This is a genomic window from Streptomyces sp. NBC_01298 (assembly GCF_035978755.1).
In the GTDB taxonomy this organism is placed as follows: Bacteria; Actinomycetota; Actinomycetes; order Streptomycetales; family Streptomycetaceae; genus Streptomyces.
The window spans coordinates 3,039,197-3,053,333 of the sequence record NZ_CP108414.1 but is presented as its reverse complement, the minus strand read 5'-3'; the positions used below and the strand labels follow the sequence as shown (position 1 = coordinate 3,053,333).

Annotated in this window: 11 protein-coding genes; 5 read left to right on the top strand and 6 right to left on the bottom strand. The window is 71.5% G+C overall.

Annotation, left to right across the window (positions count from 1 at the left end; genetic code table 11):
• The first annotated feature begins 108 nt into the window (after nucleotides 1-108).
• Together OG730_RS13540 and OG730_RS13535 are read left to right on the top strand one after the other, a co-directional pair.
• The gene (locus tag OG730_RS13540; protein ID WP_327304478.1) at nucleotides 109-696 is read left to right on the top strand and encodes a DUF6114 domain-containing protein; all 588 of its coding nucleotides are present in this window, start codon (nucleotides 109-111) and stop codon (nucleotides 694-696) included.
• A complete protein-coding gene (locus OG730_RS13535) occupies nucleotides 686-1,966 on the top strand; it encodes a hypothetical protein (protein WP_327304477.1) in 1,281 nt (426 codons plus the stop codon). Before OG730_RS13540 ends, OG730_RS13535 begins: the two co-directional genes overlap by 11 nt.
• Nucleotides 1,967-2,091: 125 nt before the next feature.
• Here the strand turns inward: OG730_RS13535 and pyk are convergent, their stop codons facing one another.
• The 3 genes from pyk to pta all read right to left on the bottom strand — a co-directional run bounded on the left by pyk (nucleotide 2,092) and on the right by pta (nucleotide 6,940).
• Nucleotides 2,092-3,522 carry a pyruvate kinase gene (pyk, locus tag OG730_RS13530; protein WP_327304476.1) on the bottom strand — a complete coding sequence of 477 codons (1,431 nt, stop codon included), beginning with the start codon at nucleotides 3,520-3,522 and terminating at the stop codon, nucleotides 2,092-2,094.
• A 63-nt stretch (nucleotides 3,523-3,585) separates the two neighbouring features.
• Nucleotides 3,586-4,800 (bottom strand): acetate/propionate family kinase, encoded by a 1,215-nt coding sequence (locus OG730_RS13525; protein ID WP_327304475.1) that lies wholly within the window; start codon nucleotides 4,798-4,800, stop codon nucleotides 3,586-3,588.
• Between the two features lie 52 nt (nucleotides 4,801-4,852).
• Nucleotides 4,853-6,940, bottom strand: coding sequence for a phosphate acetyltransferase (pta, locus tag OG730_RS13520; protein WP_327304474.1), 2,088 nt, complete (start codon nucleotides 6,938-6,940; stop codon nucleotides 4,853-4,855).
• 299 nt (nucleotides 6,941-7,239) lie between these two features.
• Here pta and OG730_RS13515 point away from each other — a divergent pair, with 299 nt between their 5' ends.
• On the top strand, nucleotides 7,240-8,265 hold the full coding sequence (locus tag OG730_RS13515) for an ATP-dependent 6-phosphofructokinase (RefSeq protein WP_327304473.1): 1,026 nt from the start codon (nucleotides 7,240-7,242) through the stop codon (nucleotides 8,263-8,265).
• A 201-nt stretch (nucleotides 8,266-8,466) separates the two neighbouring features.
• Here OG730_RS13515 and OG730_RS13510 read toward each other — a convergent pair whose 3' ends face one another.
• A complete protein-coding gene (locus OG730_RS13510) occupies nucleotides 8,467-9,090 on the bottom strand; it encodes a helix-turn-helix domain-containing protein (protein ID WP_442815192.1) in 624 nt (207 codons plus the stop codon).
• Between the two features lie 295 nt (nucleotides 9,091-9,385).
• On the opposite strand from OG730_RS13510, the gene OG730_RS13505 reads away from it, so the two are divergent.
• Complete coding sequence (locus OG730_RS13505) at nucleotides 9,386-9,835, top strand: MerR family transcriptional regulator (protein ID WP_327304471.1); 450 nt, start codon at nucleotides 9,386-9,388, stop codon at nucleotides 9,833-9,835.
• A 30-nt stretch (nucleotides 9,836-9,865) separates the two neighbouring features.
• Nucleotides 9,866-10,225: a thioredoxin family protein gene (locus tag OG730_RS13500; RefSeq protein ID WP_327304470.1), complete on the top strand. Its 360-nt coding sequence runs from the start codon at nucleotides 9,866-9,868 to the stop codon at nucleotides 10,223-10,225.
• Here OG730_RS13500 and glgB read toward each other — a convergent pair.
• Both glgB and OG730_RS13490 read right to left on the bottom strand, forming a co-directional pair.
• Nucleotides 10,203-12,533: a 1,4-alpha-glucan branching enzyme gene (gene glgB, locus OG730_RS13495; protein WP_442814907.1), complete on the bottom strand. Its 2,331-nt coding sequence runs from the start codon at nucleotides 12,531-12,533 to the stop codon at nucleotides 10,203-10,205. The two genes, OG730_RS13500 and glgB, sit on opposite strands and share 23 nt — an antisense overlap.
• Entirely contained in the window at nucleotides 12,530-13,987 is a 1,458-nt protein-coding gene (locus OG730_RS13490; protein WP_442814906.1) for a maltokinase N-terminal cap-like domain-containing protein, read from the bottom strand. The genes glgB and OG730_RS13490 overlap by 4 nt, the downstream gene beginning before the upstream one ends.
• Nucleotides 13,988-14,137 lie beyond the last annotated feature (150 nt).

Sequence of the window (14,137 nt, the reverse complement as noted above, 5' to 3'; positions counted from 1 at the left end):
TCCGGCATTCCTGACCGGACGGGCCGGGGGCGGCGGTCATCGTCGTCGTCGGCCCGTCCGGGCTCCACATCGTTCTCCGTACCACCCGTTTCCAGGGAGCTGTTGTCCATGAACCCCCAGGCCCCGGTTTACGTGCGCGCCGAAGACGACGCCTGGCTCACTGTGGCGTACTACTACTTCCACGCCTGGAGCGGTCGCCGCCCCTTCTGGGCCGGTCTGGTCACCCTCCTCGGTGGCATTCCGATCGGCTACATCCCGTACGCGGACGTCCGCCTCGGCAACGTCACCTTCGCGATGGCGACGACGGCCGGCGCCGGCTCACTGATCATCGGCGTCCTGCTGTTCACCCTGGGCCTCGCGCTCTGGTTCCAGCAGGGCATCCGGATCTTCGCCGGAGTCGCCGCGATCCTGCTGGCGCTGGTGTCCCTGCCGGTGTCGAACCTCGGTGGCTTCGGCGTCGGGTTCATCCTCGCGCTGGTCGGCGGCGGCATGGCGCTGGCCTGGGTGCCGGGCGGGCCGGCCGAGGCCGTGCAGACACAGGCCGTGGACCTCGGCAAGGGCGCGGGGGGTTCGCTGCCGCAGGAGACGCAGCAGACGATGCCCCAGGCCTTCCCGGGACAGCGCGAGACGGAAACGACGGCATACGCGAGCGAGACGACTGCCCACGCCGATGGCGGGAGGAACAGTGCGGGGTGACGAAACGCAACGGGGCGAGGCTCCGGGTGCGGAGTCCCGTGAAAGGAAGGGCCCGCGCCACGCGGCGCCCAGGAAGTCGCTGCTGACCAAGATCCAGATACCCGTCGGCAAGACGATGGCGCTGGCCGCCATGCCGACCGCGGTGTTCGTCGGCATGAGCATGGCGCCGAAGCTGGCGGTGGCCGACGACAAGGAGATCCCCTTCGCGCCCGGACCGTGCGTGACGCGGTCCGACGAGCCCGCGGAATCGGCCTCCCCGTCGGCGAAGACGCCTTCCAAGACGCCTTCCAAGACTCCACGGACGACGCCCGCACCGGGCAAGTCGCCCACCGCGGTGCCTTCGCCGGGCGCCAGCCCCTCGGCCGGCAAGCCGGTGGCGAGAACCGCGGAGAAGCCCGCCGAGAAGCCGGGCCTCATGCCGGTGGCGGGCTCCGCCGCCAAGCAGACGAACCCGCTGGACCCGCTCGGCGTCGGCGACGCCGTCAAGGGGCTGGTCGACGCGCTCGGCAGGCCGCTGACGGGAACCCCGTCCGCGCCGGCCCCGACCGCGACCGCGACCACCGCGACCAAGACCGCCGCGCCCGCGCCGGACCCGGCCGCGGACGCGATCCGCGACGCCGCCCAGCAGGCCGGCGCCACCGTCTCGGAGCTCTCCGACGAGGTCAAGGGCACCAAGGCCACCCCGAAGGACGAGACGGGCAAGACGGCCAAGCCGAAGCCGAAGCCGGAGCCGGAAACGGCGACGGAGGGCCCGAAGGACAAGGGCAAGAACGGGAAGGAACCCTTCCCCTGCCCGACCTACGACGCCAAGGCCCTGGCCGACGCCGAACTGGAGCCGGGCATCCCGCTGCTCCCGGACGAGCCCTGGTACCTGGACAGCTCGCTGCTGACCCTCTACGGCCTCGACTACGAGGGCATCGTCGAGGTGAAGACGGCGAGCGGCAAGATCAAGACCGTCCTGAAGTTCACCGCGGACTCCCTGGACATCAAGGACCTCTACCAGACGGTCGGCACCGGCAAGAACATCGCCCACCTGAAGTCCCGTCCCGGGTCCACCTCGAAGATCCGCGGGGCCAAGGTGACGATGTACACCGAGAGCCTCAAGGGCAACCTCTTCGGCCTGATCCCGATCGAGTTCACCCCGAAGAGCCCGCCGCCCCTGAACGTCCCCTTCGCGTTCTTCACGAACGTCAAGGTCGTCCAGGCCGGCCAGTTCGGCGGAACCCTGACCGTCCCGGGCCTCAAGAACTACATCGGCCCGGCGGAGTAGACCCGTACGTACGGCCTCGCGCGGCCGGACGCACCGAGGGCGGCACCCCGGATCCTCATCGGATCCGGGGTGCCGCCCTCGGTCTCTGTGCGGCAGAGTTCAAGCACGGTACGGCGGGTGCGAGATCAGTCGCGGGCGCCGCTGCCCAGGTGGTGGACCCGGACCATGTTGGTGGTGCCGGGGACGCCGGGGGGCGAGCCGGCGGTGATGATCATGGTGTCGCCCTTGTTGTACCGCTTGAGCTTGAGCATCTCCACGTCCACCAGGTCGACCATGGAGTCGGTGTTGTCCACGTGCGGGACGACGTAGGACTCGACGCCCCAGCTCAGCGTGAGCTGGTTGCGGGTGCCCTCGTCCGTGGTGAAGGCCAGGATCGGCTGGTTCGCGCGGTAGCGCGACAGGCGGCGGGCGGTGTCACCGGAGTGGGTGAAGGCGACCAGGGCCTTGCCGTCCAGGAAGTCCGCGATCTCGCAGGCCGCGCGGGCGACGGAGCCGCCCTGGGTGCGGGGCTTCTTGCCCGGGACCAGCGGCTGCAGGCCCTTGGACAGGAGCTCCTCCTCGGCCGCCTCGACGATCTTCGACATCGTCTTGACGGTCTCGATCGGGTAGGCGCCGACCGAGGACTCGGCGGACAGCATGACCGCGTCCGCGCCGTCGAGGATCGCGTTGGCGACGTCGGAGGCCTCCGCGCGCGTCGGGCGCGAGTTGGTGATCATCGACTCCATCATCTGGGTCGCGACGATCACCGGCTTGGCGTTGCGGCGGCACATCTCCACGAGGCGCTTCTGCACCATCGGGACCTTCTCGAGCGGGTACTCGACGGCGAGGTCGCCACGGGCGACCATGACCGCGTCGAAGGCCGCGACGACGCCCTCCATGTTGGCGACGGCCTGCGGCTTCTCGACCTTGGCGATGACGGGGACCCGGCGGCCCTCCTCGTCCATGACCTTGTGGACGTCCTTGACGTCCTCGGCGTCACGCACGAAGGAGAGGGCGACCATGTCGCAGCCCATCCGCAGGGCGAAGCGGAGGTCGTCGACGTCCTTCTCCGACAGGGCGGGGACGTTGACGGCGGCACCCGGCAGGTTGATGCCCTTGTGGTCCGAGATGACACCGCCCTCGATGACGATGGTCTTGACCCGGGGGCCCTCGACCTCGGTCACCCGGAGCTCGACGTTGCCGTCGTTGATCAGGATCTGGTCGCCCTTGGAGACGTCGCCCGGCAGACCCTTGTAGGTCGTGCCGCAGATCGACTTGTCACCCGGGACGTCTTCGGTGGTGATGATGAACTCGTCACCGCGGACGAGCTCGACGGGACCCTCGGCGAAGGTCTCCAGGCGGATCTTCGGGCCCTGGAGGTCGGCGAGGACGCCGACGGCGCGCCCGGTGTCCTCGGAGACCTTCCGGACGCGGTCGTACCGCTCCTGGTGTTCTGCCTGGGAGCCGTGGCTGAAGTTGAATCGGGCCACGTTCATACCGGCCTCTACGAGAGCTTTCAGCTGCTCGTAAGAGTCGACGGCGGGGCCCAGCGTGCAGACGATTTTGGAACGGCGCATGGAGCGGATCCTATCGGTTTGTTTCGTAGCGGAATATTCCACCTGGCGGAAAGTCCAAAGTGACTAGCCGGTAACCAGCGCGTACGTCTGGCTGGCGATCTCCAGTTCCTCGTCCGTCGGGACCACGGCCACCGCCACCCGCGCGTACTCCGCGGACACCAGGCGCGGCTCGGGAGACCGTACCGAGTTGGCCTCCAGGTCGAGGGCCAGGCCCAGTTCGGCCAGACCGGCCAGGGCCATCTCCCGGATGTCGGAGGAGTTCTCGCCCACGCCCGCCGTGAAGGCGACCGCGTCCACCCGTCCGAGTACCGCCGAGTAGGCGCCGATGTACTTCTTCAGACGGTGGATGTACGAGGCCAGCGCCAGCCGCGCGGAGGCGTCGCCCTCCGCCGCCCGCCGCTGCACCTCGCGCATGTCGTTGTCGCCGCACAGACCCAGCAGACCGCTCTTCTTGTTGAGCAGCGAGTCGATCTCGTCGACGGACATGCCCCCGACCCGGGCCAGGTGGAAGACGACCGCGGGGTCCAGATCGCCCGAGCGGGTGCCCATGACCAGGCCCTCCAGCGGGGTCAGCCCCATGGAGGTCTCCACGCAGACCCCGCCGTGCACGGCCGAGGCCGAGGCGCCGTTGCCCAGGTGGAGCACGATCACGTTCACGTCCTGCTCGGCCTTGCCGAGGAGTCGCGCCGTGGCGCGGGCGACGTAGGCGTGCGAGGTGCCGTGGAACCCGTACCGCCGGATGGAGTACTTGTCGGCCGTCGCGGTGTCGATCGCGTACCGCGCCACGTGCTCCGGCATGGTCGAGTGGAAGGCCGTGTCGAAGACGGCGACCTGCGGCAGGTCGGGGCGCAGCTCCCGCGCCACCTCGATGCCGGTCACGTTCGCCGGGTTGTGCAGCGGGGCGAGCGGGATCAGGGCGCGGATCTCGGCCAGGACGGCGTCGTCGATCAGCGTCGGGTGCGTGAACTTGGTCCCGCCGTGCACCACCCGGTGGCCCACGGCGGCCAGCTCGGGCGAGTCCAGACCCAGCCCGTCGGCGGCGAGCTCCGCCGCGACGGCGCGCAGCGCCGCTCCGTGGTCGGCGATCGGACCGTTCGTCACGCGCTTGCCGCCCGCGGCCCCCGGCCCGGTCAGCGGCTCGTGACTGAGCCGGGAGGTCTCCTCGCCGATGCGCTCCACCAGGCCGACCGCCAGGCGGGAGGAGTCCGCCATGTCGAGCAGCTGGTACTTCACCGACGAGGAGCCGGAGTTGAGGACGAGTACGCGCGATGCGGTCACGATGAGGGTCTTTCCTTTGCGGTGGGGGCTCGGGGGCTCGGTGGTGGAGGGCTCAGCCGGCTGTGGGCTGGGGGCGGGACTGCGCCTGGATCGCGGTGATGGCCACGGTGGTGACGATGTCCTGGACCAGAGCGCCGCGCGAGAGGTCGTTCACGGGCTTGCGCAGACCCTGGAGGACCGGCCCGACCGCCACGGCGCCGGCCGAGCGCTGCACGGCCTTGTACGTGTTGTTGCCGGTGTTCAGGTCGGGGAAGATCAGCACCGTCGCGCGGCCGGCCACCTCGGACTCGGGCAGCTTGGTCGCGGCGACCGAGGGCTCCACGGCGGCGTCGTACTGGATCGGACCCTCGATCAGCAGGTCGGGACGGAGCGCGCGGACGATCTCGGTGGCCTTGCGGACCTTGTCCACGTCCGCGCCCGAGCCGGAGGTGCCGGTCGAGTACGAGAGCATCGCGATCCGCGGCTCCAGGCCGAACGCGGCGGCGGTGGTGGCCGACTGGACGGCGATGTCGGCGAGCTGCTCGGCGTTGGGGTCCGGGTTCACGGCGCAGTCGCCGTACGCGAGGACCTTGTCGGCCAGGCACATGAAGAAGACCGAGGAGACGATGGACGCGTCGGGCTTGGTCTTGATGATCTCGAAGGCCGGGCGGATGGTGGCGGCGGTGGAGTGCACCGAGCCGGAGACCATGCCGTCGGCGAGGCCCTCCTGGACCATCAGGGTGCCGAAGTAGTTCACGTCGGTGACCACGTCGTGGGCCAGCTCGACCGTCATGCCCTTGTGGGCGCGGGCCTTGGCGTAGTACTCGGCGAACCGTTCCCGCAGTGGGGAGGTCGCCGGGTCGATGAGCTGGGCGGCCGAGATGTCGATGCCCAGGTCGGCGGCCTTCTTCAGGATCGCCTGCTCCTCGCCCAGCAGGGTGAGGTCGCAGACCCCGCGGCGCAGCACCACGTCCGCGGCGCGCAGCACGCGTTCCTCGGTGCCCTCGGGAAGGACCACGCGGCGGCGCTCGGCACGGGCCTGCTCCAGCAGCTGGTTCTCGAACATCATTGGCGTGACGCGCTCGGAGCGGGCCACCGAGAGCACCTCGCGCAGCTCGGCGGTGTCCACGTGGCGTTCGAACAGGCCGAGCGCGGTCTCCAGCTTGCGCGGGGTCGCGGAGTTCAGCCGGCTCTGCAGCGAGAAGAGTTCGGCGGCGGTCGGGAAGCTGTTGCCCGCCACCGACACCACCGGGGTGCCCGGAGCCAGCTTGGAGGCCAGCGTCAGGATGTCCTTGCCGGGGCGCTCGTTCAGCGTCAGCAGCACACCGGCGATCGGCGGGGTGCCCGAGGTGTGCGCGGCGAGCGCGCCGATGACCAGGTCGGAGCGGTCCCCGGGGGTGACGACCAGGCAGCCGGGGGTCAGGGCGTTGAGGAAGTTGGGCAGCATGGCCCCGCCGAAGACGAAGTCCAGGGCGTCGCGGGCGAGTCCGGCCTCGTCGCCGAGGAGCACCTCGCCGCCGAGCGCCCGGGTGATCTGGGCGACCGTCGGGGCGGACAGGTGCTTGTCGTCCGGCAGGACGTAGCAGGGCACGGGGAGCCTGGCGGCGAGGCGCTCGGCTATCACCTCGCGGTCCTCGGCGGCCACCCGGTTGACGACCATCGCGCCCACGTGGCAGCCCAGGGCCTCGTACGCGCGGTAGGCGTTGCGGGTCTCGGCGCGCACGGCCTCGGCCGGGTGCTTGGTGCCGCCCACGACGGGGATGACCAGCGCGCCCAGCTCGTTGGCGAGGCGGGCGTTGAGCGCCAGCTCGTCCGGGAGGTTGGTGTCGGCGTAGTCGGTGCCGAGGACCAGCATGACCTCGTAGTCGCGCGCCACCTTCTGGTAGCGGCCCACGAGCTGGGAGACCAGTTCGTCGGTACCCTTCTCGGCCAGGATGGCGGAGGCCTCGTGGTACTCCATGCCGTACGCCGTCGCGGCGTCCTGCTCGATCCGGTACCGGCCCTTGAGGAGGTCGAACAGCCGGTCGGGCCCGTCGTGCAACAGGGGGCGGTACACGCCCACCCGGCCTGTCTGGCGGGTGAGGAGCTCCATGATGCCCAGCTCGACGACCTGTCGGCCGTCCCCCCGCTCGATACCCGTCACGTACACGCTGCGCGTCACGCGTGCTCTCCGTCCCAATTCGAGTCGGTTGTCCCAGTTAATGTGGGCTTGACCTCTTGACAATACCCCTGCGATTCCGTAGGTCGCCCGCCGGGAGAAGGGCCTGCCGGAGGGGGCCGAAAGGCCCTGCCGGCACCCCTGGGGCGGACCGCCACGGAGCGCGCTCCACCCGGAGCCCGTGGAACAATCGGACAGGCTTCACCAATACGCCCTTCATACGGCATCTCATATGTACGTCGGTCGACTGTGCGCCCGCACGCGAACAGTCACGTACGACCAGGAGCAGGAGACACAGCACGATGCGTATCGGAGTTCTCACCGCAGGCGGCGACTGTCCGGGCCTGAACGCTGTCATCCGGTCGGTCGTACACCGTGCCGTGGTCGGGCACGGGGACGAGGTCATCGGCTTCGAGGACGGCTTCAAGGGCCTCCTCGACGGCAACTACCGCCCCCTCGACATCAACGCGGTCAGCGGCATCCTCGCCCGTGGCGGCACGATCCTCGGATCGGCCCGCATGGAGCGCGCACGCCTCCACGAAGCGGCCGAGAACGCCGCCGAGCTGGCGAAGCGCTACGGCATCGACGCCCTGATCCCGATCGGCGGCGAGGGCACCCTGACCGCCGCCCGGATGCTGTCGGACGCCGGCATGCCGGTCGTCGGCGTACCCAAGACCATCGACAACGACATCTCCTCCACCGACCGCACCTTCGGCTTCGACACCGCCGTCATGGTCGCCACGGAGGCCATCGACCGCCTCAAGACCACCGCCGAATCGCACCAGCGCGTCATGGTCGTCGAGGTCATGGGCCGGCACGCGGGCTGGATCGCCCTGGAGTCCGGCATGGCCGGCGGCGCCCACGGGATCTGCCTGCCGGAGCGCCCCTTCGAGGTGGACGCCCTGGTCAAGATGGTGGAGGAACGGTTCGCCCGCGGCAAGAAGTTCGCCGTCATCTGCGTGGCCGAAGGCGCGCACCCCGGCGAGGGCTCCATGCCGTACGAGAAGGGCGCGATCGACCAGTACGGCCACGAGCGCTTCGCCGGCATCGGCAACCGCCTCGCCGTCGAGCTGGAACGGCGCCTGGGCAAGGAAGCCCGCCCGGTCATCCTCGGCCACGTCCAGCGCGGCGGCACCCCCACCGCCTACGACCGCGTCCTCGCGACCCGCTTCGGCTGGCACGCGGTCGAAGGGGTCCACCGCGGCGACTTCGGCAACATGACCGCCCTGCGCGGCACCGACATCGTCATGGCCCCGCTGGCCGACGCCGTCACCGAGCTGAAGACGGTCCCCGAGGACCGCATGTACGAGGCCGAGTCCGTCTTCTGACGGTCCCGGCCGGGACCTCCGTCCCGAATCCGCCGCCGAACGGCCCTTCCCGCATCACCCCTCCGGGGCCCGGCGGAGCGGCCACCCGGCCCCCGGGGCGGGACCACCGCCCCGACTTCGGGCGCCGAAAGGCCCCGATCGCGTCCTCGTCCGGACGTGGTCGGGGCCTTTCCCGTAGGGAGCCCGCGGGCGAAATGTGTCCTACGCCGCACCCCCGGCGAGGGTCCAGAACCGCTCCACGATGTCGGTGAGGTACTCACGTCCCGCATCGCCGCTGGCGGCCTCGCCCCCGCCGCCGCCCCAGCTCAGGGTCGCCACCATCCGCGACTGGTACTCGCCGTGCAGCTGCTCCAGCACCCGCTCCAGGTGCGCCTTGGGCACCGGAAGCAGTTTGGCCAGCGGCTTCCCGTACGCCTGCCAGCGCGTGGTCACCGCGCTGCGCAGCAGCTCGGCCAGCTCCTCGTGCTTGCCGGTCGCCGTCACGAACTGGGCCAGGGTCAGCCCCAGCGCGGTAGCCAGCGCGGCCGACTGCCGCTCGTTGCCCTTCCAGCGGCCGGCGTCCTCCATCTTCTGGTACGCACCCGCCTCCACGCCGACCCGGCGGGCGAGGTCGTCGGCGCCCAGGCCCCGGGCGATGCGGTGCTCCCGCAGGGTGACGGGCTCGGCGAGCAGCTCGCCGGGGGAACACCAGAGCACGCCCGCCAGAGCGGTGAGCTCGGCGGAGGAGGGCGAAATCTCGCCGCGCTCCCACGCCATCACCGTCTCGGGAGTGACGATCAGTCCGTACTGGGCCCGCAGGCCATAGGCGACATGACCGGGAGCCATGCCCAGGGCCGCGCGGAGACGACGCGCGGCGGGGGCATTGAAGGGGGGGCTGGAGTGCACATGGCACACCGTAGGAGTGGCCGAGGCGTGGCGACTACAGACCAAACAAACAAGCCCATACCTCGTAGGAACGTCCTATGAAGTTAAGGGCTTTGGACGGTTTTCCGTGCGACTGTCCGGTAATCGGTGTAAGTGGTGATCCACTTCCTAGCGTACGTTTCCGGCCGCCCGCGGCGATAGCCCCGTGCGCGATCCCCTTGCCTTGACGCCGACGTCAAGGATTACCGTCGGGGCCATGCGAATCGGCGAACTGGCGGAGCGTGCGGGCACCAGCACCCGGACGTGTCGGTATTACGAGTCGCGGGGACTGCTGCCCGCGCGGCGCGACGGGAACGGCTACCGCACCTACGACGAGGAAGACCTGCGGCTGCTCCGCCAGATCCGCACGCTCCAGGACTTCGGCTTCGACCTGGAGGAGACCCGTCCGTTCGTGGAATGCCTGCGCGCCGGGCACCCGTCCGGCGACTCCTGCCCGGCCTCGCTCGCCGTCTACCGGCGCAAGCTCACCGAACTGGACGGCCTCATCGGCCGCCTCGGCGAGGTGCGCGACCAGGTCGCGAGCCAGCTTGCCGAAGCCGAGGCCCAGGCTCAGGCCCAGGCCGAAGCCGAGGCCGGAGCCGAGGCCGGAGCCGAGGCCGGAGCCGAGGCCGGAGCGACACCGCCCAGATGCGAGATGACCGGCTGATCCGGCCGGTCGCGACGAGAGGGGAAGCACATGATCAAGGCCCACGGCGTGGCCGAAGTGACCGACGCGGACTTCGAGGCAGAGGTGCTCGCCGAGCGCGGCCGGCCCGTCCTGGTGGAGTTCACCGCCGACTGGTGCGGCCCGTGCCGCCAGCTCGCACCCGTCCTGTCCGCCGTCGCCGCGGAAGAGGCCGACCGCCTCAAGGTCGTGCGGATCGACGCGGACACCAACCCGGAGACGGTGGTGCGCCACGGGGTGCTGTCCATGCCGACCCTGCTCGTCTTCCGCGACGGCGAGCCCGTCCTGCAGCTGGTCGGAGCCCGCGCCAAGCGCAGGCTCCTCCAGGAGCTGGACGGGGTCCTCGCGGCTACCGCCGGGGCATCGGCCTGAACCAGACCGTCGACAGGGGCGGCAGGGTCAGGCGCAGGCTCGCCGGCCGGCCCTGAGCGGGCACCGGTTCGGGGCGCACCGGCTGGGTGTGGTGGACGCCGCTGCCGCCGTAGGACTCCAGGTCGGTGTTGAGCACCTCCCGCCACAGCGGAACCTCCTCCGGGACCCCGATCCGGTACCCGTGCCGGACCACCGGCGAGAAGTTCGAGACGCACAGCAGCTGCGAGCCGTCCTGCGCGAAGCGGAGGAAGGCGAAGACGTTGTCCTCGGCCGCGTCCGCCTCCACCCACGCGAAGCCCTCCGGCACGCTGTCCCGCTCCCACAGGGCGGGCGCCGCCCGGTAGGTGCGGTTCAGGTCGCCCACGAGGCTGCGTACGCCCCGGTGGTCACCGGCCGCCGCGTACGAGGAGTCCAGCAGCCACCAGTCCGGGCCGTACGTCTCGGACCACTCCGAGCCCTGGGCGAACTCCTGCCCCATGAAGAGCAGCTGCTTGCCCGGGTGGGCCCACATGAAGCCCAGGTACGCGCGGTGTATGGCCCGCTGCTGCCACCAGTCGCCGGGCATCTTCGACACCAGCGAGGCCTTGCCGTGCACCACCTCGTCGTGGGAGATCGGCAGCACGTAGTTCTCGCTGAACGCGTAGACCATCCCGAAGGTCATGTCGTGGTGGTGGTACTTGCGGTGCACCGGGTCCTTCGAGGCGTACCGCAGGGTGTCGTGCATCCAGCCCATGTTCCACTTCAGGCCGAAGCCGAGCCCGCCCCCGTCGGTGGGCCGCGTAACGCCCGGCCACGCCGTGGACTCCTCGGCGATCGTCACCACGCCCGGGCAGCGCCGGTAGACGGTCGCGTTCATCTCCTGGAGCATCGCGACCGCGTCGAAGTTCTCCCGGCCGCCGTGCTCGTTCGGGGTCCACTCGCCGTCCTTGCGGGAGTAGTCCAGGTAGAGCATCGAGGCCACCGCGTCCACGCGCAGCCCGTCCACGTGGAACTCCTGGCACCAGTACACGGCGTTGGCCACGAGGAAGTTGCGCACCTCCCGGCGCCCGTAGTCGAACTCCAGCGTCCCCCAGTCCGGGTGCGCGGCCCGCTGCGGGTCGTGGTGCTCGTACAGCGGCCGCCCGTCGAACTCGGCGAGCGCCCAGTCGTCGCGCGGGAAGTGCGCCGGCACCCAGTCGACGATCACCCCGATCCCGGCCCGGTGCAGCGAGTCCACCAGGAAGCGGAAGTCGTCCGGGGTGCCCATCCGGGAGGTCGGCGCGTAGAAGCCGGTGACCTGGTAGCCCCAGGAGCCGCCGAAGGGGTGCTCGGCGACCGGCATCAGCTCCACGTGGGTGAAGCCGAGCTCCGTCACGTACGCGGGCAGCTGCTCGGCCAGCTGGCGGTAGGAGAGCCCGGGGCGCCAGGACGCCAGGTGCAGCTCGTACACGGAGAAGGGGGCCTGGTGCGGCGCCCGCTCCCCGCGCCGCGCCATCCAGTCCGCGTCCTGCCAGACGTAGGAGGAGGCCGTCACCACCGAGGCGTTGGCCGGCGGGACCTCGGCGTGCCGGGCCATCGGGTCGGCGCGCAGGGTGTGCGAGCCGTCCGGGCGGGTGATGTCGTACTTGTACAGGGCGCCCTCGCCGACGCCGGGCAGGAACAGCTCCCACACGCCGGTCGCCCCGAGCGAGCGCATCGGGTAGGCGACCGAGTCCCAGTACGAGAAGTCCCCGCTGACCCGCACGCCCTGCGCGTTCGGCGCCCACACCGTGAACCGGGTGCCCGCCACGCCCTGGTGGACCATCGGCTCCGCGCCGAGCGCCGTCCACAGCTCCTCGTGCCGGCCCTCGCCGATCAGGTGCAGGTCGAGCTCGCCGAGCGCGGGCAGGAACCGGTAGGGGTCGTGGACCTCCACCTCGTCGCTGTCGTACGTCACCAGCAGCCGGTAGTCCGGCACCCCGGCCAGCGGCAGCATCCCGGAGAACAGCCCGTCGCCCTCGTCGAGGAGTTCGGCCCGCAGTCCCTTGGCGACGACGGTGACCGCCTTCGCGTACGGACGCAGCACCCGGAAGGACACCCCGCCCCGCTGGGCGCGGGCTCCAAGCACCCCGTGCGGATCGTGGTGGCGGCCCTCCAGCAGCCGGGCCCGCTCCTCCGCGTCCAGCGCCGGCACCGGCCGGACCCCGCGCGGCGGGGCCGCCCGCCGGGCCCTGGGAGCCCGGGGCTTCTTCACACCCGTTTCGGCGGAGGTGCCGGCGGCTTCAACAGTGCCGATGACGGGCTTGGCTTCGTCGCGGGCGGTCGGTGACGGCTGTCGTGCGGCGCTCACGCGAGCGGCCTCCTCGGGGGCTTCGGGTGGAGGGTGGGGGATCCTGGGGCGGGGAGCTGCGTGCGGTGCGAGGGCGGACGCTGCGGCTCCGAGAGCCGCCGGATCGCCGCCATCGGCACGTGCAGCCAGTCGGGCCGGTGCCGGGACTCGTAGCGGGCCTCGTACACCGCCTTGTCGGTCTCGTAGGCGCGCAGCAGGACGGGGTCCTCGCGCGGGTCCCGGCCGGTGGTGCGGGCGTAGCCCTCGCAGAAGGCGGCCCGGCAGTCGTCCGCCCAGGCGGGGGCGAACGGCCGGTGCGAGCGGGCCGCGTAGTCGAAGGAGCGCAGTATCCCGGCGATGTCCCGCACCGCCGGTTCGGGGCGGCGCCGGTCGGCCAGGGGCCGGGCCGGCTCGCCCTCGAAGTCGATCAGCGCCCAGCTGCCGTCCACGGTGCGCAGGGTCTGGCCCAGGTGCAGGTCCCCGTGGATCCGCTGGGCGGACACCCCCGCCCCGCGGGAGGCGGCCAGCGCGTCGAAGGCTCCGCGCAGCCCCGCCTCGTAGGGCCGCAGGGCCGGTACCTCGCGGGCGGTGGCGGCGAGCCGGGCCGTCATCCCGGCGGCCAGCCGGGCCGTCTGCTCCGGGCCCAGCGCGACGGTGGGCAGGGCGCCGGCCAGCGCGCTGTGCACCTCGGCGGTGGCCCGGCCCAGCGCGTGCGCCTCGGCGGTGAAGTCGGCGCCGGTGCGCAGCCGGTGCAGCGCGAGCTGCCAGCCGTCGTCGGAGCCGCGCAGGTACGGCTGGAGCACGCCCAGGGTCAGCGGTTCGGAGCCGGGCAGCTCGGCCTCGTACCAGGCGACCGGCGCGGGCACCCGGGCGCAGCCGGCGGCGGCCAGGGCGCGGGGCAGCTCCAGGTCGGGATTGACCCCGGGGCCGACCCGTCTGAAGATCTTCAGGATGTACGAATCCCCGTAGATCAGCGAGGAGTTGGTCTGTTCCCCGGACAGCGGCCGGGGGGTGGGCGCCTCGGGGATCACGACGGCCGGGTCCCGGTCGAAGCGGAGCGGGCCCAGGGTGCCGGGGGAGCGCAGCCGCTCCAGCAGCAGCGAGGCGAGCCGCGGATCGCCGAGGCCCTCGTAGACCGACTGGCCGGCGTACGGGCCCTGCTCGGGGTGGCCGATCAGCGCGGGCGCCAGGGCCGGCGGCAGCGGGCTCGGGCGGATCCCGAGCAGGAGCTGGTAGCAGTCCCCGTCCACGTCCAGCAGCAGGTGCAGCAGCCCGGGGGCGGACCCGGGGGGCAGCAGTTCGGCCGCCGAGACGGTCCTGAGCCGTCCGATGGCGCGGCCCTTGCCGGCGAACCAGCGCTGTGCGGGCAGCCAGGCCCGCAGCATGGGCTCCAGTGGACCGAGTCCGATCCCGGGCCCGATCCCGGCGGCCCGGTCGGCGGTGAGCCGATCCCGGGCGGATGCAGCCTCCGACATGGCGTCGCGTCCTTTCCCCGGGCCGTCAAAGAATGCGCATTGTGTCCCGGATCGTGCTGGTTGCTTCTCCGGTGTGTGCGAGTGTCGGGTCAGGATGGTCCGTACAGGGGCGGGCGGTTGACCCATTCGCCGCGCCCGCCCCGGGCCGGC

What these genes read in the sequence shown, in the direction of transcription:
- OG730_RS13540 (WP_327304478.1), top strand. Translation starts at nt 109, where the DNA reads ATGAACCCCCAGGCCCCGGTTTACGTGCGCGCCGAAGACGACGCCTGG.
- OG730_RS13500 (WP_327304470.1), top strand. Translation starts at nt 9,866, where the DNA reads ATGATCAAGGCCCACGGCGTGGCCGAAGTGACCGACGCGGACTTCGAG.
- OG730_RS13510 (WP_442815192.1), bottom strand. Translation starts at nt 9,090, where the DNA reads ATGGCTCCCGGTCATGTCGCCTATGGCCTGCGGGCCCAGTACGGACTG.
- OG730_RS13505 (WP_327304471.1), top strand. Translation starts at nt 9,386, where the DNA reads ATGCGAATCGGCGAACTGGCGGAGCGTGCGGGCACCAGCACCCGGACG.
- pyk (WP_327304476.1), bottom strand. Translation starts at nt 3,522, where the DNA reads ATGCGCCGTTCCAAAATCGTCTGCACGCTGGGCCCCGCCGTCGACTCT.
- OG730_RS13515 (WP_327304473.1), top strand. Translation starts at nt 7,240, where the DNA reads ATGCGTATCGGAGTTCTCACCGCAGGCGGCGACTGTCCGGGCCTGAAC.
- OG730_RS13490 (WP_442814906.1), bottom strand. Translation starts at nt 13,987, where the DNA reads ATGTCGGAGGCTGCATCCGCCCGGGATCGGCTCACCGCCGACCGGGCC.